Below are 17595 nucleotides of genomic sequence, written 5' to 3' on the forward strand. Positions count from 1 at the left end.
AGAGGCCAATGAGATATTGGATCATTGCACGCCCTCAGAGGTGAATGGACAAGCCATCGGCCAGCGACTGCCGATAGGCCCGCCACGCCGGCACGCTGCCCATCAGCAGCGCGGCTCCCAGGATGATAGCCAGCAAAGTCCACTCATGAGCGCTCGGCATGGCCAGCGGCAAATACAAACCATAGTTGGCCTGCACATACCCCTGTGCCAGGGCGATACCCGCATACAGCAAACCAAGCCCGGCAGCGATCCCGACCGCCGCCAGCGACAGCGCCTCCAGCACCAGCAGCCCCGCGATATGCCACGGCCTGGCGCCAACCGAGCGTAATATCGCCATCTCCCTGCGGCGTTCATTGAGGCTGGTGAGAATTGCCGTAAGCATGCCGATCAGGCCGGTCAGTACCACGAACAGCGACACCACGAACAATGCCTGCTCCGCAGTGCCCATCAGGCTCCACAGCTCCTGCAGGGCTACCCCTGGCAGGATCGCCAGCAACGGCTCGTTGCGGTATTCATTGATTTCCCGCTGCAGGCTGAAGGTCGCGATCTTGCTGTTCAGGCCGAGCATGAATGCAGTGATGGCGGCAGGTTGCAGGTCCATGGTCCTCGCCTGCTCGGCGCTGATACGCCCGGCGCCACGGGCCGGCACGCCGTTGTGCCAGTCGATGTGGATGGCTTCCATGCCGCCCAGGCTGATATGCAGCGTACGGTCTACCGGCGTGCCGGTGCGCTTGAGCACACCGACCACGGTGAACGGCTTGTCGTCGTGCTTGACCAGGCTGATAGCTGCGACACCATGCGCCAGCACCAGCTTGTCGCCCAACTTGTAGTGCAATGCCTCGGCCACTTCGGCACCGAGCACCACCTCGAACGGATCATCGGCAAACGCGCGACCCTGGCTCAATTCCAGGTGCTGGCGGCGGCCGTACTGGTAATGGCTGAAGTAGTCGCCGGTAGTGCCCATTACCCGATAACCGCGGTGCGAGTCGCCCAGCGAGATGGGGATAGCCCATTTCACCCGCGGGTCTTTGGCGTAGTGCTCATAGCTGTCCCAGCGGATGTTGTTGGTGGCGTTACCGATGCGGAACACCGAGTACAGCAGCAGGTTCACCGAGCCGGAGCGGGCGCCGACGATCAGGTCGGTACCGCTGATGGTGCTGGCGAAGCTGGCCCGGGCTTCGGTACGGACCCGCTCCACGGCCAGCAGCAGGCACACCGACAGGGCGATGGCGAAGGCGGTGAGGAATGCGGTGAAGCGGCGGTTGGCCAGGCTGGCCAGGGCAAGGCGGAGCAGGTACATCAGGCCTCCCGGGGCTTGGCGGCACGGTTGAGTTCGGCCAGCGACAGGTGGCGGTCGAACAATGGCGCCAGGCTCTGGTCGTGGCTGACGAACAGCAGGCTGGCACCGGCGGCGCGGCATTCATCGAACAGCAGGCGGATGAACGCTTCGCGGGTGTCGGCATCCAGCGCCGAGGTCGGTTCGTCGGCGATCACCAGTTCGGGTTGGCCGATCAGTGCGCGGGCGGCGGCAACCCGTTGCTGCTGGCCGATCGACAGGCTGTCGGCGCGCCGGGCCAGCATGGCGGGGTCGTCCAGACCCAGGTGGGCCAGCAGCGTGCTGGCTGCCTGGTCGACACTGCCATGGCGCTGCTCGGCGCGGGCCTTGCGACTGCGCGAGAAGCGGCAGGGCAGCTCGACATTTTCGCGTACCGAGAGGAACGGCAGCAGGTTGAACTGCTGGAAGATATAACCGGTGTGGTCGACCCGGAAGCGGTCACGGGAGCCTTGGCCCAGGCTGCCGAGGTCCTCGCCGAGCAGCTGGATGCGGCCCTGGCCCGGCACGTTCACCCCACCCAGCAGGCCCAGCAATGTGGTTTTGCCACTGCCGCTGGGGCCCTTGAGAAACAGGGCCTCGCCAGCCTCAAGGCGGAATGCCGGAATATCCAGCAGCGCCGGCTGGCCGGGCCAGGCGAACACCAGGTCATGCAGTTCGATCAACGGCTGGCGCATTCAGAACGCGACCGCGGCCTTGGCCGGCGTGGTTTCCACGCCTTTCTGGCCATTGGGGCCAATCAGTTGAACGTTTATCTTCTGCGTGGCCGGGAAGGCCTTGAACAGCGGAGCGAGGTCCAGCTGCGCCAGTTTGTCGGGGTTGGCGCAAGTCAGCTGGTAATGGGCGCCAATGTCGCTGTGCTGGTGGCCATGCTCGTGCTCGTCACCCTCGTCGTCGGCTTTCGGGGCATCACCGAACAGCGGGCTTTCCAGTTCCTGCTGGTCTTCCTTGCAGCCGGCGGCAGCGGGCAGGCCGAACAGCTTCAGTGGCTGCTCCAGTTGCTGGCGCACCGCCGCGACCTTGGCCTTGTCGGCGTCGCTGCTCGCAGCATGTTCGAAGCCGACCAGGTTCATTGCCGGGCTGTCCAGCTCCAGCTCAAGGGTATTGCCATCGAGCACGGCATTGAGCTTGGCCACGCCATGCTCGTGGGCGCCAAGGGTGCCGTGGGCGTGGTCGTGATCATGGTCATCATCGTGGGCATGGGCCACGGCCAGGGGCAGCAAGGCGAAGGGCAGGGCGAGCAACAGGCGACGCATGGACGACTCCGGAGCGGGCGGGAAGGTTGAGTTATGTTATAACAACTTTTCTGCGCGCCGCCAGCCTGCATCACGCAGGTTTCATGTTGCGGTAGGATGGCGGCATTGACTTGGCTTCAGGGAATGCAGCATGAGAATTCGTGGACAGATTGGTGACTGGCCTGTGGATCTGACCATCGAGTTGGCGCCTGAAGAGTGGGCGCAACTGGGGCGGCAGGTCGAATTGCCCGCGGTGGCGCAGACCGCAGCAACGGAAACCGTGGCGACAACTCGCCAGGATGACGGGCAATGGATTGCGGCACGTGAGGTGTTGCGCCTGGCAGGGCAGATGAGCGGGCCGGAATTGCTGGATCGGTTGGAAGGGCTGGCGGGGAGTACGGCGGCGGGTAAGCGGCTGCTGGTGCGCTTGCGGCATAGCAGTGAAGTTAAGGTGGAAAGTGGCGTGGACGCGCCGGTGTATCACTGGGTGGGATAAATCTGTATTGCCTGTGCTGGCCTATTCGCGGGTAAACCCGCTCCCACAGGATTTCACAGCACTTGGGGCCTGTGCAGTTCCTGTGGGAGCGGGTTTAGCCGCGAACGAGGGCGAAGCCCTCGCAATGAGCCTCAGGTCAGAACATCGCCGCCGACAACTTGCGACGATACACGCCGACCAGCGGGTGATCACCGCCCAGCAGCTCGAACACTTGCAGCATCGCCTTCTGCGGCAACCCGTTCTCATAGCCACGGTTACGCTGGAACAGTTTCAACAACCCTTCCAGCGCCGCTTCATACTGCTGGCGCGCGAGTTGCTGGATGCTCAGCTGATAAGCCGCCTCGTCATCCTGCGGGTTCTGTGCCAGGCGGCTTTTCAGGTCGGCCACTTCCGGCAGGCTGGCGGCCTGGCGCAGGAAGGTCAGCTGGGCCTTGGCGCCGGCCAGCGCAGCCTTGTGCTCGTCGGTCTTGACCGCATCCAGCACCACCTGGGCTTCCCCCAGCTCCCCACGCTCGGCCAGGCAACGGGCATACAGGATCAGTGCCTCGGCATTGCTGTTGTCCTCACCCAGCAAGGCCTGCAACAGTGCTTCGGCCTCGGCAAAACGGCTTTCGGCAAACAGCCCCTTGGCCTGCTCCAGCGGCGATGCGCTCGGGGCGGCGGGCAGTTGCACGTGCGGCTCGAGCATGGCGCGGATAGCCGATTCCGGCTGGGCACCGGCAAAACCGTCCACCGGCTGGCCGTCCTTGAACAGCACCACGGTCGGCAGGCTGCGGATGCCGAACTGGGCAACCACCTGTTGCTCCACATCACAGTTGATCTTGGCCAGCAGCAGTTCGCCCTGGTACCCCTCGGCGATCTTCGCCAGCAGCGGCATCAATGCCTTGCACGGCGCGCACCACTCGGCCCAGAAGTCCACCAGCACCGGTTTGTGGAAGGAGTTCTCGATAACCAGTTGCTGGAAGGTGGCATCGGTAGCGTCGAAAATGTAGGACGTGTCTTGGGTCATCGCGACTCTCGCAAACTCGTTAATGCCACCACTATAAGGTGTCGCGGCTGGCGTGGTACAGGCTGACCCGGCGGAATTCGTGCGGCTCGGCCAGGTCCGGCAGGGTCAGCGCTTCCAGCACGCCCAGCTGCTGGTACAGCGGGTGGCTGAAGTCGCGCACTCGCGAGTCGGCCACCAGCGCCTGCCGCCCGCGGCCGAGGAAGGCATCCAGCAGCGGCAGGTTGGCGCGGTCGTACAGCACATCGGCCACCAGGATCAGGTCGAAGCGGTCGTCCTCGGTAAAGAAATCGCTGCTGTAACCCAGTTCCACTCCGTTCAGCGCGGCATTTGCGCGGCAGGCATCGAGTGCCAGCGGGTCGAGGTCGCAGGCCACCACTTCCAGCGCACCGGCGCGGGCGGCGGCAATACCGGCAATACCGGAGCCGGCGCCAAAATCCAGCACGCGCTTGCCGGCTACCCATTCCGGGTGCTCGGCCAGGTAACGGGCCATGGCCAGGCCGCTTGCCCAGCAGAAGCTCCAGTAGGGCGGTTCTTCAAGAATGCGCCGGGTCTCTTCGCTGCTGAAGGCACGGTCCATGTTCTGGTCGTCGATCAGCCAAAGCTTGAGGTCGCAGCCGGGCAGCTCGCTGACGACAAGACGCGCTTCGCCGATCAGGCCGCTGAGGGCCTGTTGCAGAGACTGTTGCAGGGACACTGGCGCCACTTACGGCGCCTTCTCGAAACGCAGCGGGCCGACGGCCTGGGTCTGGGCCTGGGTAATGCGTACCGGCGGCAGGTGCATGATCAGTTGGCCAGAGCTGCTGGCGCGGCCGCGCAACTCTACCCGGGCACCGGCGGGGAAGGCCTCGGGGTTGAAGCGCAGCTGGTAGGGCAGGGCCTGACCGGTGCCTGTGAGGTTGCTGCTGGCCAGCAGGCGCTGCGGGCGGTCGCGTTCGTCGATGACCAGCAAGGCCAGCTCCACGTCGGCACCGGCCGGGATTTCCAGCAAGGTGCCGCTCAGCTCGCGCTGGTAGGCCGGCAGCGGGCCCAGTACTGCGGCCGGCTTGGCCGTGCGGGCTGGCGTGGGTGCCGGAGGGGTGTCGGGCTTCGGCCTGTCGCTGCCGCAGGCGGCGAGCAGGGCGGCGCAGCACAGCACGACGAGCGCTCGGTAGTGCATGGGGTAGTCCTTCACGGGCAGATTTCCCATGGATGTTAACCCCTTTGGCTTGTCTTGCCAGTGGGATGCGCTACCATGGCCCTCCCTTTTTTTGTTGCCTGCCACCATGCACTGTCCCTTTTGCGGTGCCAACGACACCAAGGTCATCGACTCTCGCCTCGTCGCCGAGGGCGAGCAGGTGCGCCGCCGCCGCGAATGCGTCGCCTGCGGCGAGCGCTTCACCACCTTCGAAACCGCCGAGCTGGTGCTGCCCCGGCTGATCAAGCAGGACGGCACGCGCCAACCCTTCGACGAAGAAAAACTGCGTGCCGGGATGCAGCGGGCACTGGAAAAGCGCCCGGTCAGCGTCGAGCGCCTGGAAGCTGCGTTGGCGCATATCAAGAGCCGCCTGCGTGCCACCGGTGAGCGTGAAGTCAAATCGCTGGTGGTGGGCGAGATGGTCATGGCCGAGCTGCGCAAGCTGGACGAAGTGGCCTATATCCGTTTTGCCTCGGTTTACCGTCGCTTCCAGGACCTCGACGAGTTCCGCGAAGAAATCGACCGCCTGGCTCGCGAGCCAGCTAAAGAGTGACCATGCCCAGCCAAGCTGCCATCCTCGACGCCCACTACATGGCCCGCGCGCTGGAGCTGGCGCGCAAGGGCCTGTACACCAGCCACCCTAACCCGCGCGTTGGCTGCGTGATCGTGCGCGATGGCGAGGTGGTCGGCGAAGGCTGGCATGTGCGCGCCGGCGAGCCGCATGCCGAAGTGCATGCCCTGCGCCAGGCCGGTGAGCGTGCCCGTGGCGCCTGTGCCTATGTCACTCTCGAGCCGTGCAGCCACCATGGCCGCACGCCGCCGTGCGCCGAAGCGCTGGTCAAGGCCGGCGTGGCACGGGTGGTGGCCGCCATGCAGGACCCCAACCCGCAAGTGGCGGGGCAGGGCCTGCGGCGCCTGGCCGAGGCTGGTATCGAAGTGGCCAGCGGCGTGCTCGAGGCCGAGGCCCGTGCACTCAACCCCGGTTTCCTCAAGCGCATGGAGCACGGCCTGCCGTTCGTTCGCGCCAAACTGGCCATGAGCCTGGATGGCCGCACCGCCATGGCCAGTGGCGAAAGCCAGTGGATCACTGGGCCGGCCGCCCGCTCGGCGGTGCAGCGCCTGCGTGCCCGCTCCAGCGTGGTACTGACCAGCGCCGCCAGCGTGTTGGCCGATAACGCGCGGATGACCGTGCGCGGCACAGAGCTGGGCCTGGATGCCGAAACCACCGCCCTGGCACTCAGCCGCACACCGCTGCGCGTGCTGGTCGATGGCCGCCTGCGCCTGCCGCTGGATGCCCCGTTCTTCCAGGCTGGCCCGGCGCTGGTGGTGACTGCTGTCGCAGATGACCCGCGCTATGCCGCTGCCGGCCACGAACTGCTCAGCCTGCCGGGTGACAATGGCCAGGTAGACCTGCCGGCGCTGCTGCAGGCCCTGGCGACCCGTGGCATCAACGAAATCCTGCTGGAAGCCGGTGCCGGCCTGGTCGGCGCCTTCGCCCGGCAAGGTCTGATCGACGAGTATCTGTTGTTCGTCGCCGGCACTTTCCTCGGTTCCCAGGCCCGCCCGCTGCTGGACTGGCCACTGGACAAGATGAGCGAAGCGCCGCGGCTGAAAATTACCGAAATGCGTGCAGTGGGCGATGACTGGCGGGTCACGGCCATCCCCCTGCCGGCGCCCGGCGTATAATGCCGGGCTTGCCCCGCGCAAACCGTTTTTGAGGAAGACCCCATGTTCACCGGCATCATCGAATCCATCGGCACCATCCGCAGCCTGACCCCCAAGGGTGGCGACGTGCGCGTCTACGTCGAAACCGGCAAGCTCGACCTGGGTGACGTCAAGCTCGGCGACAGCATCGCCGTCAACGGCGTGTGCCTGACCGCCGTCGAACTGCCGGGCGACGGCTTCTGGGCCGACGTCAGCGTCGAAACCCTCAAGCGCACCGCCTTCATTGACCTCAAGAGCGGCAGCAAGGTCAACCTGGAAAAGGCCCTGACTCCCACCACCCGGCTGGGCGGGCACCTGGTCAGCGGCCACGTCGACGGGGTCGGCGAAATCATCTCGCGCAGCGATAACGCCCGCGCCATCCAGTTCCGCGTGCGTGCACCGAAGGAACTGGCCAAGTACATCGCCCACAAGGGTTCGATCACCGTCGACGGCACCAGCCTGACGGTCAACGAGGTCAATGGCGCCGAGTTCGAGCTGACCATTGTCCCGCACACCCTGTCCGAAACCATCATGGCCGACTACCGTGCAGGGCGTCGGGTAAACCTTGAGGTCGACCTGCTGGCCCGTTACCTGGAGCGTCTGCTGCTGGGTGACAAGGCTGCCGAACCGAACAAGGGCAGTGGCATTACCGAAAGCTTCCTGGCCGCCAACGGCTTCTTGAAATCCTGATTGAGAAGGGGGTGCCGCGTGGCGCTCAACAGCATCGAAGAACTGGTCGAAGACATCCGCCAGGGCAAAATGGTCATCCTCATGGATGACGAAGACCGCGAAAACGAAGGCGACATCATCATGGCAGCCGAGTGCTGCCTGCCTGAGCACATCAACTTCATGGCCAAGCACGCCCGTGGCCTGATCTGCATGCCCATGACCCGCGAGCGTTGCGAAACGCTGAAGCTGCCGCTGATGGCGCCGCGCAACGGCTCGGGCTTCGGCACCAAGTTCACCGTGTCGATCGAAGCCGCCGAAGGTGTCACCACCGGCATCTCCGCCGCTGACCGCGCGCGCACCGTGCAGGCGGCCGCCGCCAAGGATGCCAAGGCCGAAGACATCGTCAGCCCTGGCCACATCTTCCCGCTGATGGCCCAGCCTGGCGGTACCCTGGCCCGTGCCGGCCACACCGAGGCCGCATGCGACCTGGCGCGCATGGCCGGTTTCGAGCCGAGCGGCGTGATCTGCGAAGTGATGAACGACGACGGCACCATGTCGCGCCGCGCCGAGCTGGAAGTGTTCGCCGCCGAGCACGGCCTGAAGATCGGCACCATCGCCGACCTGATCCACTACCGCATGATCCACGAGCGCACCGTGCAGCGCGTCTCCGAGCAATCGGTCGAGAGCGAGCTGGGCGAGTTCAACCTGGTCACCTACCGCGACGCGGTGGAAGGCGACGTGCACATGGCCCTGACCCTGGGCAAGATCTGCGCCGAAGAGCCGACCCTGGTGCGCGTGCACAACATGGACCCGCTGCGCGATCTGCTGCTGGTCAAGCAGCCGGGCCGCTGGAGCCTGCGCGCCGCCATGGCCGCCGTGGCCGAGGCCGGCAGCGGCGTGGTATTGCTGCTGGGCCACCCGCTGGACGGTGACGTGCTGCTGGCGCACATCCGCGAAAGCGCGGGCGATGCACCCACCAAGGCACCGACCACCTACAGCACCGTGGGTGCCGGTTCGCAGATCCTGCGTGACCTTGGTGTGCGCAAGATGCGCCTGATGAGTTCGCCGATGAAGTTCAACGCGATATCCGGATTCGATCTGGAAGTTGTAGAATACGTGCCCTCCGAGTGACTTGAGGCGGCAATGACGCCCTCTGCTCGAGTCCAGACCCCTGTCGAGGCCGCTTGTATGCGGCCTCGCTCTTGAAGATGAGAATATCGGAATGACCCTGAAGACCATCGAAGGTACCTTCATCGCCCCCAAAGGTCGCTATGCTTTGGTGGTTGGCCGCTTCAACAGCTTCGTCGTCGAAAGCCTGGTAAGCGGTGCAGTTGATGCCCTGGTACGCCACGGTGTCAGCGAAAGCGACATCACCATCATCCGTGCCCCGGGTGCATTCGAAATCCCGCTGGTGGCACAGAAGGTCGCCCAGCAAGGCGCCTACGACGCGATCATTGCCCTGGGCGCCGTGATCCGTGGTGGTACCCCGCATTTCGAATACGTGGCGGGCGAATGCACCAAGGGCCTGGCCCAGGTGTCCATGGAGTTCGGTGTTCCGGTGGCCTTCGGCGTACTGACCGTCGACTCCATCGAACAAGCCATCGAGCGTTCCGGCACCAAGGCCGGCAACAAAGGTGCTGAAGCTGCCCTGTCCGCTCTGGAAATGGTCAGCCTGCTGGCGCAGTTGGAGGCCAAGTGATTAGCGACGAAAGCGATCGTTTCAACCCGCGCGATCCAAAACCTGCGGATGCCGGCAAGCCCTCGAAGAGCGCCAAGCGCCGCGAAGCCCGCAAGCTCGCGACCCAGGCGCTGTACCAGTGGCACATGGCGCAGCATTCGCTGAACGAGATCGAAGCGCAGTTCCGGGTCGATAACGATTTCTCCGATGTCGATGGCGCTTATTTCCGCGAGATCCTGCACGGGGTCCCGGCGATCAAGAGCGAAATCGACAGCGCCCTGAAGCCATGCCTGGACCTGGCACTGGAAGAACTCGACCCGGTCGAGCTGGCCGTGCTGCGTCTGTCCACCTGGGAGTTCATCAAGCGCGTCGACGTACCGTACCGCGTGGTGATCAACGAAGGTGTCGAGCTGGCCAAGGTCTTCGGTGCCACCGACGGTCACAAGTTCGTCAACGGCGTACTGGACAAGCTGGCGCCGAACCTGCGCGAAGCAGAAGTCAAGGCGAACAAGCGCTGATCCTGGCGCTTGCGAACCATGGGTGAGTTCGAGCTGATCAACCATTACTTCGCCGCCGCGCCCTGTGCGCAGGGCGGCGAAGGCGTGGCCCTGGGTATCGGCGATGACTGCGCCCTGCTGGCGCTTCCCCCCGGTGAACACCTGGCAGTGTCGACCGACACGCTGGTCGCCGGGGTGCATTTCCCTGCTGTCTGCGACCCGCTACTGCTGGGCCAGCGTTCCCTGGCCGTGGCGGCCAGTGACCTGGCAGCCATGGGCGCAACTGCCATCGGCTTTACCCTCGCCCTGACCCTGCCTGATGTAGGCCCGGACTGGCTGGCGGCCTACGCCAATGGCCTCAGCCGCATGGCCCACCGCTGCCGTATGAGCCTGATTGGCGGGGATACCACCCGTGGTCCGCTGAGCATCACCGTCACCGTGTTCGGCCGCGTGCCGGCTGGCCAGGCATTGCGCCGCAGCGGCGCTCGGCCAGGCGACCTGCTGTGTGTTGGCGGCACGCTGGGCAAGGCCGCCGGTGCCTTGCCGCTGGTGCTGGGTGAGCGCGAGGCGCCTGCTGCCCAGGCCGAGCCGCTGCTGGCCCATTACTGGTCGCCGATGCCGCAGCTTACCCTGGGCGAGTGGCTACGTGGGCGTGCAACGGCGGCGCTGGACATCTCCGACGGCCTGCTGGCCGATTGCGGGCATATCGCCAAGGCGTCCGGTGTGGCGCTTGAGGTGAACCTGGCCCAGGTACCAGTGTCTCCTGCTCTAGTGGCGTTCCTCGGTCGCGAAGCGGCATTGCAGGCAGCGCTCAGCGGTGGCGACGATTATGTACTGGCCTTCACCTTGCCGCCCGAAGCGCTGGCGCCTCTGGCGAACCTCGGTTTCATCGAGGTGCATACCATTGGTCGTGTGCTCGAAGGGCAGGGTGTGACCCTGCGTGATGCACAAGGCCGGGACATCACCCCCGAGCAGCGGGGCTATCAACATTTTAGGGAGACACCGTGACCGATCACCCCAACCAGGTGCCTGCGGAGTTCGTTCCGCCTTCGGTCTGGCGCAACCCGTGGCACTTCATCGCCTTCGGCTTCGGTTCCGGCACCTTGCCCAAGGCGCCGGGCACCTGGGGCTCGCTGGTGGCCATACCGTTCATTCCGCTGTGGCAGATGCTGCCCGACTGGGGCTACTGGCTGCTGCTTGGCGTAAGCATGCTGTTCGGCTTCTGGCTCTGTGGCAAGGTCGCCAATGACCTGCGCGTGCACGACCATGAAGGCATTGTCTGGGACGAGATCGTCGGCATGTGGATAACCCTCTGGCTGGTGCCGGAAGGCTGGCAGTGGCTGCTGGCGGGGTTCCTGATGTTCCGCTTCTTCGACATCCTCAAGCCGTGGCCGATCCGCTGGGTCGACCGCCATGTGCATGGGGGCGTCGGAATCATGCTCGACGATATCCTGGCCGGCGTGTTTGCCTGGCTGGGGATGCAGGTTCTGGTGTGGGCGGTTGCCTGATACAGGGAGCGTGTGGATGGCCATGAGGACGGTGCTGCTGGCAATGCTGCTGAGCCTTGCCCCGTGGGCGGCGGCTGCCGAAGGTGTGCCGAAGCAGATCCACCTGGTCAGCGAAGAGTGGCTCGACTACACCAACGCCGACGGTACCGGGGTGGCCTGGGATGTGCTGCGCAAGGTATTCGAGCCGGCCGGGGTCAAGGTGGTGACCCAGAGCGCGCCCTACAGCCGTGCGATCGGGCTGGTGAAGCGTGGCGAGGCTGACGCCTGGGTAGGCTCGTACAAGGAAGAGAACGACGACAACCTGTACCCGCGCTGGCATTTCGACATGGACCACATCTACGCCTTGGGGCTGGTCAACAAGCCTGTGCCTACCCAGCAGACCATAGGTCAGCACCGCCTGGCCTGGGTGCGTGGCTACGACTTCGGCAGCTACCTGCCCAATGTGCATGAGTTTCGCGAAGTCCAGCGCCGCGAAGGCATTTTACCGATGCTCGAGCATGACCGCGTGGACTACTACATCGATGCACTGACCGAGGTCGACTACGTGCTTGGCCAGGCCTCTCACCCCGAGCGCTTCCGCCGCAGCCATTTGGCCGAACTGCCGCTGTACCTGGCCTTTGCCCGCAACGACCAGGCCAAGGCCCTGCGCGACCTGTTCGACAAGCGCATGGCCGAGCTGGTGCGCAGTGGCGAGCTGAAGCCGATCTTCGAGCACTGGCAGCAGCCGTATCCGTTCAGCCCGGATAGCAAACCGCATTGAGACGCAGAGCGCCAAGGCATGTGCGGTCCCTGTGGGAGCGGGTTTACCCGCGAACACCGGCGAAGCCGGTGCCAGGCACCGCGCTGGCTTCTTCGCGGGTAAACCCGCTCCCACAGAAACCGCGTGGGGCACGGTTGATTGGTGGCCTAATAAGCATCGAACTTTTCGATCTTAAGCCACGGTATTCAGCCAGCCCACATCCCCCAACCTGCTGATACAATCGGCTCACGAGAAATTTCCTACTTATCCAGGAGCACAACGTGCCCGTCGTCTTTGTTGCCGCCTCTAAACTCCCGACTCCTTTCGCGACCTTCACCATGCATGGCTTCCTCGACGAAGCCACCGGCCGTGAGCACGTGGTGCTCAGCCTGGGTGACATCGCGGACGGCCAGCCGGTGCTGGGGCGCCTGCACTCCGAGTGCCTGACCGGCGATGCCCTGTTCAGCCAGCGTTGCGACTGCGGCTCGCAGCTGGAAGCCGCGCTACAAGCCATCGCCCGTGAAGGCCGTGGCGTGCTCCTGTACCTGCGTCAGGAAGGCCGTGGCATCGGCCTGCTGAACAAGATTCGCGCCTACGAGCTGCAGGATGGTGGCGCCGATACCGTCGAGGCCAACGAGCGCCTGGGCTTTGCCGCCGACCAGCGCGACTACGCCATGTGCCTGCCGATGCTGGAACACCTGGGCGTGAAGTCGCTGCGCCTGATGACCAACAACCCGCGCAAGGTCAAAGCCCTGACCGACATGAACATCGTCGTCGCCGAGCGCGTGCCGCTGCATACCGGGCACAACCCGCACAACCGCTACTACCTGGCGACGAAGGCCGGCAAGCTGGGCCACATGCTGGGTAACGAGCATCAGGGCGAGGTGCCCCAGGCGTGACCCGCGCCGAGGTAAAGCGGCGCCTGGCGCTGGCCTGGTGGCAATACCTGGCGGTCGGCCTGGTGCCGCTGCCAGTGATGGCCTGGGCTTTCGGTGGTGGTGATGCGCTGGCCTCGGTGCTGGCCATGCCACTGTTCATTGCCGGCGCGGCGACCATGTTCCTCAGCCTGCCGCGCTTCGGTGCCTACAAGCGCGCCCTCATCGCAACTTCAAAGGTGCTCGGCACTGGCGAAGAGCCCGCCGCCTGGATCGAGCTGGCGCGGGTGCGGCGCCTGGCCATGCTGTATGCCTGCTTCCCGGCCTGGGTCGCCGCTTTGTCGGTACTGGTCGGCCTCGAGGCGGTGCCACAGATCCTGTTGGCGTTGTCCACCGCAGTGGTGCTTTACCTCTATCGCATTCCACGCCAGCTCGGCTGATGCGCCTGCTGCCCGGTCTGTTGGCGCTGTTCGCCTGCGCCGCACTGGCCGGCGAACCCCTGCGGGTGGTCAGCCTGGCCCCGTCGATGAGCGAGATCATGCTCGAACTGCAGGCCGATGACCTGCTGGTAGGTGTGCTCGACGGTGGCGAACGGCCGGCGGCGCTGCGCGAGTTGCCCTCGGTGGGGCGCCTGGGCCAACTGAACCTCGAACGCCTGCTCAGCCTTCGCCCCGACCTGTTGCTGCTGTGGCCGGGCAGCGTGCCGCCGGCCCAAAGTGACCAGCTCAAGCGCCTGGGCATCGCCACCTTCAGCGCAGAACCCCATGATATCGACCAGCTGATCGAGCAGATCGAAGCCATCGCCGAACGTATCGGCCGTGCCGAACAGGGCCATCGGTATGCACAAGCCTTGCGTGAGCGGTTGCGTCAGCTACGCCAGCAGTACCGACGGGACGAGCCGTTGCAGGTGTTCTACCAGGTCTGGGACCGGCCGCTGTATACGCTCGGTGGCCAGCAGGTGGTCAGCGATGCTCTGGCCGTTTGCGGGGCGCGTAATGTTTTCGCCGATCTTACCCAGCCGGCGCCGCAGGTAAATGTGGAATCTGTGCTGCTGCGCAACCCGCAGGTCATTCTGGCGGGTAATGAAGCGCAGCTGGCGAGTTGGAAGGCGTGGCCGCAATTGCGTGCGGTGGCTGATGATCGTTTACTGGTGGTGCCAGACAAAGGCCTGGAGCGGCCCAGTGGGCAGATGGTCGAAGCTACGGCGCGGTTGTGTGCGCTGCTCAAGGCTAAAGCGCCGGCGGCCAAGTGAGCTTCTGCGAGGGCTGCGCCCTCGATCGCTGGCAAGCCAGGCTCCCACAGGGATAGCGCATGTCTTGAGGCTGGCGCGGTCGAGGTGGAGCTGGCTTGCCGGCGAATGGGCCGCAAAGCGGCCCCAGGGTTTACAGGCCTAGCCTGGCCATCCGAGCCTTCACCGAAGCCCCGATCCCGGCCGCATCCAGCCCACACTCAGCCAGCATCTGCGCAGGCTTGGCATGCTCGACATAAATGTCCGGCAACCCCAGGTGCAGCAGCGGTTTCACGATCGCCTCATTGGCCAGGAACTCACCAACAGCCGCACCGGCACCGCCCATGATGGCGTTTTCTTCGATGGTCACCAGCAGCTCATGGCTTGCAGCCAGTTCCAGCACCAGCGCCTCATCCAGCGGTTTGACGAAGCGCATGTCGACCACGGTGGCGTTGATCTGCTCAGCCACCTGCATGGCCTCGGCCAGTTGTACGCCGAACACCAGCAAGGCGACTTTCTCGCCCTGGCGACGGACCACGCCCTTGCCGATTTCCAGCGGCTCCAGGTCACCACTGATCGGCGCGTTCGGGCCGGTGCCACGTGGGTAGCGCACAGCCGCCGGGCCGTTGTACAAGTGGCCGGTGCTGAGCATCTTGCGCAATTCGTTCTCGTCGCTTGGGGTCATCACCAGCATGCCCGGGATGCAGCGCAGGTACGACAGGTCGTAGCTGCCCGCATGGGTCGGGCCGTCTTCGCCGACCAGGCCGGCGCGGTCGATGGCGAACAGCACGTCGAGGTTCTGTACCGCCACGTCGTGGATCAGCTGGTCGTAGGCGCGCTGCAGGAAGGTGGAGTAGATCGCCACCACCGGCTTGCTGCCCTCGCAGGCCATGCCGGCCGCAAGGGTCACGGCATGCTGCTCGGCGATCGCCACATCGAAATAACGCTCCGGGTAGCGCTCGCTGAAGTCGACCAGGTCGGAGCCTTCCTTCATCGCCGGGGTAATGCCCACCAGGCGGTTGTCGGCGGCAGCCATGTCGCACAGCCACTGGCCGAACACTGCGGAGTACTTCGGGCCGCTGGCTTTCTTTGGTGCGGCGGGTTTGTCGGCCGGCTCCAGCTTGGTGATGGCGTGGTAGCCGATCGGGTCGATCTCGGCCGGGGCGAAGCCCTTGCCCTTCTTGGTCACCACGTGCAGGAACTGCGGGCCCTTGAGGTCACGCATGTTGCGCAGGGTAGCGATCATGGTCGGCAGGTCGTGGCCATCGATCGGGCCGATGTAGTTCCAGCCCAGTTCTTCGAACAGCGTGCCCGGCACCAGCATGCCTTTGGCGTACTCCTCGGTGCGGCGGGCGATTTCCCAGGCGCCCGGCAGGCGCGACAGCACTTTCTTGCTGCCTTCGCGCATGCTCGCGTAGGTGCGGCTGGAGAGGATCTTGGCCAGGTAGTTGGACAGGCCGCCGACGTTGCGCGAAATCGACATGTCGTTATCGTTGAGGATAACCAGCATGTCGGCGTTGACTTCCTGGGCGTGGTTCAACGCCTCGAAGGCCATGCCGGCGGTCAGCGCGCCGTCACCGATCACCGCGATCGACTTGCGTTCGCTGTGCTGCAGGCGGGCGGCAATGGCCATGCCCAGTGCAGCGCTGATCGATGTGCTGGAGTGGCCGACGCCGAAGGTGTCGTACTCGCTCTCGCTGCGGCGCGGGAAGGCGGCAATGCCGTCCTTCTGGCGCAGGCTGAGCATGCGGTTACGGCGCCCGGTGAGGATCTTGTGCGGGTACGCCTGGTGGCCCACGTCCCACACCAGCCGGTCGTCGGGGGTGTCGAAGACGTAGTGCAGGGCGATGGTCAGCTCGATGACGCCCAGGCCGGCACCAAAATGCCCACCGGTCTGACCCACGGTGTAGAGCAACTCCTGGCGCAGTTCGTCGGCCAGGGTCTCCAGGTCGGCTTCAGCCAGCCGGCGCAGGCCGGCAGGCGTGTCAGCGCGGTCGAGCAACGGCGTGACCGGGCGTTCGCGGGGGATCTCTTGAAACGTCGTGGGCATCAGGCGAGTCGTTATAGGTGTGTGAAGACGCGGCAGTTTACCCCATTGTAGGAAATACTGCCCATTCAGACGGGTGTCGCATGGGGGCTGCTTTGCAGCCCATCGCCGGCAAGCCAGCTCCCACAGGTTGTTCACAATGCTCAAGGCCTGTGGGGGCTCTGTGGGAGCTGGCTTGCCGGCGATGGGCCGCCCAGCGGCCCCAATCAAATCAGTTGCGGCGTTCGACGATGTAGCGTGCCAGCGCTCGCAGCGGCTCGGCCTTGTCGCCGAACCCACTCAGTGCGACCAGCGCCTGGTCGCGCAGTTCGACCGCATAGGCCTTGGCCGCTTCCAGGCCCAGCAGCGCCGGGTAGGTCGGTTTGTCTCGGGCGATATCAGCCCCTTGGCGTTTGCCCAGGGTCGCGGTGTCGCTTTCCACATCGAGGATGTCGTCCTGCACCTGGAATGCCAGGCCGATGGCCTGTGCATAGGTCTGCAGGGCAGCCAGTTGCGCCTGTTCGGCGCGGGCGCTGGCCAGGGCGCCGAGGCGCACGCTGGCTTCGATCAGCGCACCGGTCTTGTGCCGGTGCATGAACTCCAGCGCCTGCTGGTCCAGCTTCAGGCCAACCGAGCCCAGGTCGATGGCCTGGCCACCAACCATACCTGCCGGGCCGGCCGCCTTGGCCAAAGCCTGGACCATGGCCAGGCGAATGCTGTCAGCCTGCGGGCTCAGGCGCGGGTCGAGCAGGGCGCTGAAGGCCAGGCTCTGCAAGCCGTCGCCGGCGAGGATCGCGCAGGCCTCATCGAAGGCTTTGTGGGTGGTCGGCTGGCCGCGGCGCAGGTCGTCGTCATCCATGGCCGGCAGGTCGTCATGCACCAGCGAGTAGGCGTGGATCAGTTCCACGGCGCAGGCTGCGCCGTTGGCCTGTTCGGCCGGGGCGCCCAAGGCTTCGCAGGCCGCGTAGGCCAGCAGCGGACGAACACGTTTGCCACCGTTCATCACGCTGTAGCGCATGGCGGCGTAAAGGCGTTCGAGTTCCTTGGTCGGGGCGACGAACAACGGCTCGAGGGCGGCGTCGACCCGGGCCTGGCAGCTGGCCTGGTAGGTGCCGATCATGCTTCCGGCTCCGCGTCGAAGGGCTGGGCAGCCAGCTCGCCATCGCGTTCCAGCAGGATCTGCACCTTCTGTTCGGCCTGGGCCAGGGCGCCCTGGCAATCGCGGGTCAGGGCGATGCCTTGCTCGAAGGCGGCCAGCGACTCTTCCAGCGACAACTCGCCGTTCTCCAGGCGCTCGACCAGTGCTTGCAGGTCTGCGAGGGATTGCTCGAAATCGAGGGAGGCTTTTTTGCGGGCCATGGCGACTGTCTCGGTGGCATTCAGAACGGCGCGACACTAGCAGAGCGGGGCGGGGGGAGCAAACT

22 protein-coding genes are annotated in these 17595 nt (G+C 65.3%); 13 read left to right on the forward strand and 9 right to left on the reverse strand.

The features are described 5' to 3' along the window. Positions 1-34: 34 nt before the first annotated feature. From R9B85_RS15200 to R9B85_RS15210, 3 genes are read right to left on the reverse strand one after another with little or no spacing between them, the layout of a single operon-like run. Positions 35-1300 (reverse strand): ABC transporter permease, encoded by a 1266-nt coding sequence (locus R9B85_RS15200; RefSeq protein WP_112254086.1) that lies wholly within the window; start codon positions 1298-1300, stop codon positions 35-37. Continuing rightward, positions 1300-2010, reverse strand: a complete 711-nt coding sequence (locus R9B85_RS15205; protein ID WP_112254087.1) for an ABC transporter ATP-binding protein — start codon at positions 2008-2010, stop codon at positions 1300-1302. The genes R9B85_RS15200 and R9B85_RS15205 overlap by 1 nt, the downstream gene beginning before the upstream one ends. Continuing rightward, a complete protein-coding gene (locus tag R9B85_RS15210) occupies positions 2011-2589 on the reverse strand; it encodes a DUF2796 domain-containing protein (RefSeq protein WP_112254088.1) in 579 nt (192 codons plus the stop codon). Positions 2590-2719: 130 nt separating this feature from the next. Between R9B85_RS15210 and R9B85_RS15215 the strand changes: the two genes are divergently transcribed. After that, complete coding sequence (locus tag R9B85_RS15215) at positions 2720-3064, forward strand: hypothetical protein (RefSeq protein ID WP_112254089.1); 345 nt, start codon at positions 2720-2722, stop codon at positions 3062-3064. Positions 3065-3200: 136 nt separating this feature from the next. On the opposite strand, the gene trxA is transcribed toward R9B85_RS15215, so the two are convergent. The 3 genes from trxA to R9B85_RS15230 are packed head-to-tail and all read right to left on the reverse strand — an operon-like array spanning position 3201 to position 5229. Beyond that, positions 3201-4073, reverse strand: a complete 873-nt coding sequence (gene trxA / locus R9B85_RS15220) for a thioredoxin (protein WP_112254090.1) — start codon at positions 4071-4073, stop codon at positions 3201-3203. 31 nt (positions 4074-4104) lie between these two features. Then, positions 4105-4761 (reverse strand): class I SAM-dependent methyltransferase, encoded by a 657-nt coding sequence (locus R9B85_RS15225; RefSeq protein WP_243432469.1) that lies wholly within the window; start codon positions 4759-4761, stop codon positions 4105-4107. A gap of 15 nt (positions 4762-4776) precedes the next feature. Then, entirely contained in the window at positions 4777-5229 is a 453-nt protein-coding gene (locus R9B85_RS15230; RefSeq protein WP_112254092.1) for a YbaY family lipoprotein, read from the reverse strand. 106 nt (positions 5230-5335) lie between these two features. Here R9B85_RS15230 and nrdR point away from each other — a divergent pair, with 106 nt between their 5' ends. The 12 genes from nrdR to R9B85_RS15290 all read left to right on the forward strand — a co-directional run bounded on the left by nrdR (position 5336) and on the right by R9B85_RS15290 (position 14169). Beyond that, the gene (gene nrdR / locus R9B85_RS15235) at positions 5336-5800 is read left to right on the forward strand and encodes a transcriptional regulator NrdR (protein ID WP_003255402.1); all 465 of its coding nucleotides are present in this window, start codon (positions 5336-5338) and stop codon (positions 5798-5800) included. 2 nt (positions 5801-5802) lie between these two features. Then, entirely contained in the window at positions 5803-6933 is a 1131-nt protein-coding gene (gene ribD, locus R9B85_RS15240) for a bifunctional diaminohydroxyphosphoribosylaminopyrimidine deaminase/5-amino-6-(5-phosphoribosylamino)uracil reductase RibD (RefSeq protein WP_423770336.1), read from the forward strand. A 42-nt stretch (positions 6934-6975) separates the two neighbouring features. After that, positions 6976-7641, forward strand: a complete 666-nt coding sequence (locus R9B85_RS15245) for a riboflavin synthase (protein ID WP_112254094.1) — start codon at positions 6976-6978, stop codon at positions 7639-7641. Between the two features lie 18 nt (positions 7642-7659). Next, entirely contained in the window at positions 7660-8751 is a 1092-nt protein-coding gene (gene ribBA, locus R9B85_RS15250) for a bifunctional 3,4-dihydroxy-2-butanone-4-phosphate synthase/GTP cyclohydrolase II (RefSeq protein WP_021783930.1), read from the forward strand. A 91-nt stretch (positions 8752-8842) separates the two neighbouring features. Beyond that, positions 8843-9319 carry a 6,7-dimethyl-8-ribityllumazine synthase gene (gene ribE, locus R9B85_RS15255; protein ID WP_003255395.1) on the forward strand — a complete coding sequence of 159 codons (477 nt, stop codon included), beginning with the start codon at positions 8843-8845 and terminating at the stop codon, positions 9317-9319. Then, a complete protein-coding gene (gene nusB / locus R9B85_RS15260; protein ID WP_013970674.1) occupies positions 9316-9816 on the forward strand; it encodes a transcription antitermination factor NusB in 501 nt (166 codons plus the stop codon). Before ribE ends, nusB begins: the two co-directional genes overlap by 4 nt. Before the next feature lie 18 nt (positions 9817-9834). Continuing rightward, the gene (thiL, locus tag R9B85_RS15265; protein WP_112254095.1) at positions 9835-10803 is read left to right on the forward strand and encodes a thiamine-phosphate kinase; all 969 of its coding nucleotides are present in this window, start codon (positions 9835-9837) and stop codon (positions 10801-10803) included. Next, positions 10800-11303 carry a phosphatidylglycerophosphatase A family protein gene (locus R9B85_RS15270; RefSeq protein WP_004376077.1) on the forward strand — a complete coding sequence of 168 codons (504 nt, stop codon included), beginning with the start codon at positions 10800-10802 and terminating at the stop codon, positions 11301-11303. Before thiL ends, R9B85_RS15270 begins: the two co-directional genes overlap by 4 nt. A gap of 16 nt (positions 11304-11319) precedes the next feature. Then, entirely contained in the window at positions 11320-12063 is a 744-nt protein-coding gene (locus R9B85_RS15275) for a substrate-binding periplasmic protein (RefSeq protein ID WP_112254096.1), read from the forward strand. 260 nt (positions 12064-12323) lie between these two features. Beyond that, complete coding sequence (ribA, locus tag R9B85_RS15280) at positions 12324-12941, forward strand: GTP cyclohydrolase II (RefSeq protein ID WP_003260612.1); 618 nt, start codon at positions 12324-12326, stop codon at positions 12939-12941. Then, on the forward strand, positions 12938-13357 hold the full coding sequence (locus R9B85_RS15285) for an MFS transporter (RefSeq protein ID WP_075044459.1): 420 nt from the start codon (positions 12938-12940) through the stop codon (positions 13355-13357). Before ribA ends, R9B85_RS15285 begins: the two co-directional genes overlap by 4 nt. Continuing rightward, positions 13357-14169, forward strand: a complete 813-nt coding sequence (locus R9B85_RS15290) for a cobalamin-binding protein (RefSeq protein WP_207879689.1) — start codon at positions 13357-13359, stop codon at positions 14167-14169. Before R9B85_RS15285 ends, R9B85_RS15290 begins: the two co-directional genes overlap by 1 nt. A gap of 130 nt (positions 14170-14299) precedes the next feature. Here R9B85_RS15290 and dxs read toward each other — a convergent pair whose 3' ends face one another. The 3 genes from dxs to R9B85_RS15305 form a co-directional block, all read right to left on the reverse strand. Further along, positions 14300-16195 carry a 1-deoxy-D-xylulose-5-phosphate synthase gene (gene dxs / locus R9B85_RS15295; protein WP_112254099.1) on the reverse strand — a complete coding sequence of 632 codons (1896 nt, stop codon included), beginning with the start codon at positions 16193-16195 and terminating at the stop codon, positions 14300-14302. A 208-nt stretch (positions 16196-16403) separates the two neighbouring features. Beyond that, a complete protein-coding gene (gene ispA, locus R9B85_RS15300) occupies positions 16404-17291 on the reverse strand; it encodes a (2E,6E)-farnesyl diphosphate synthase (RefSeq protein ID WP_112254100.1) in 888 nt (295 codons plus the stop codon). Continuing rightward, positions 17288-17530 (reverse strand): exodeoxyribonuclease VII small subunit, encoded by a 243-nt coding sequence (locus tag R9B85_RS15305; protein ID WP_003255380.1) that lies wholly within the window; start codon positions 17528-17530, stop codon positions 17288-17290. The genes ispA and R9B85_RS15305 overlap by 4 nt, the downstream gene beginning before the upstream one ends. Positions 17531-17595 lie beyond the last annotated feature (65 nt).

The sequence above is a fragment of the Pseudomonas sp. NLJ1 genome (assembly GCF_049486705.1).
Lineage (GTDB): Bacteria > Pseudomonadota > Gammaproteobacteria > Pseudomonadales > Pseudomonadaceae > Aquipseudomonas > Aquipseudomonas inefficax.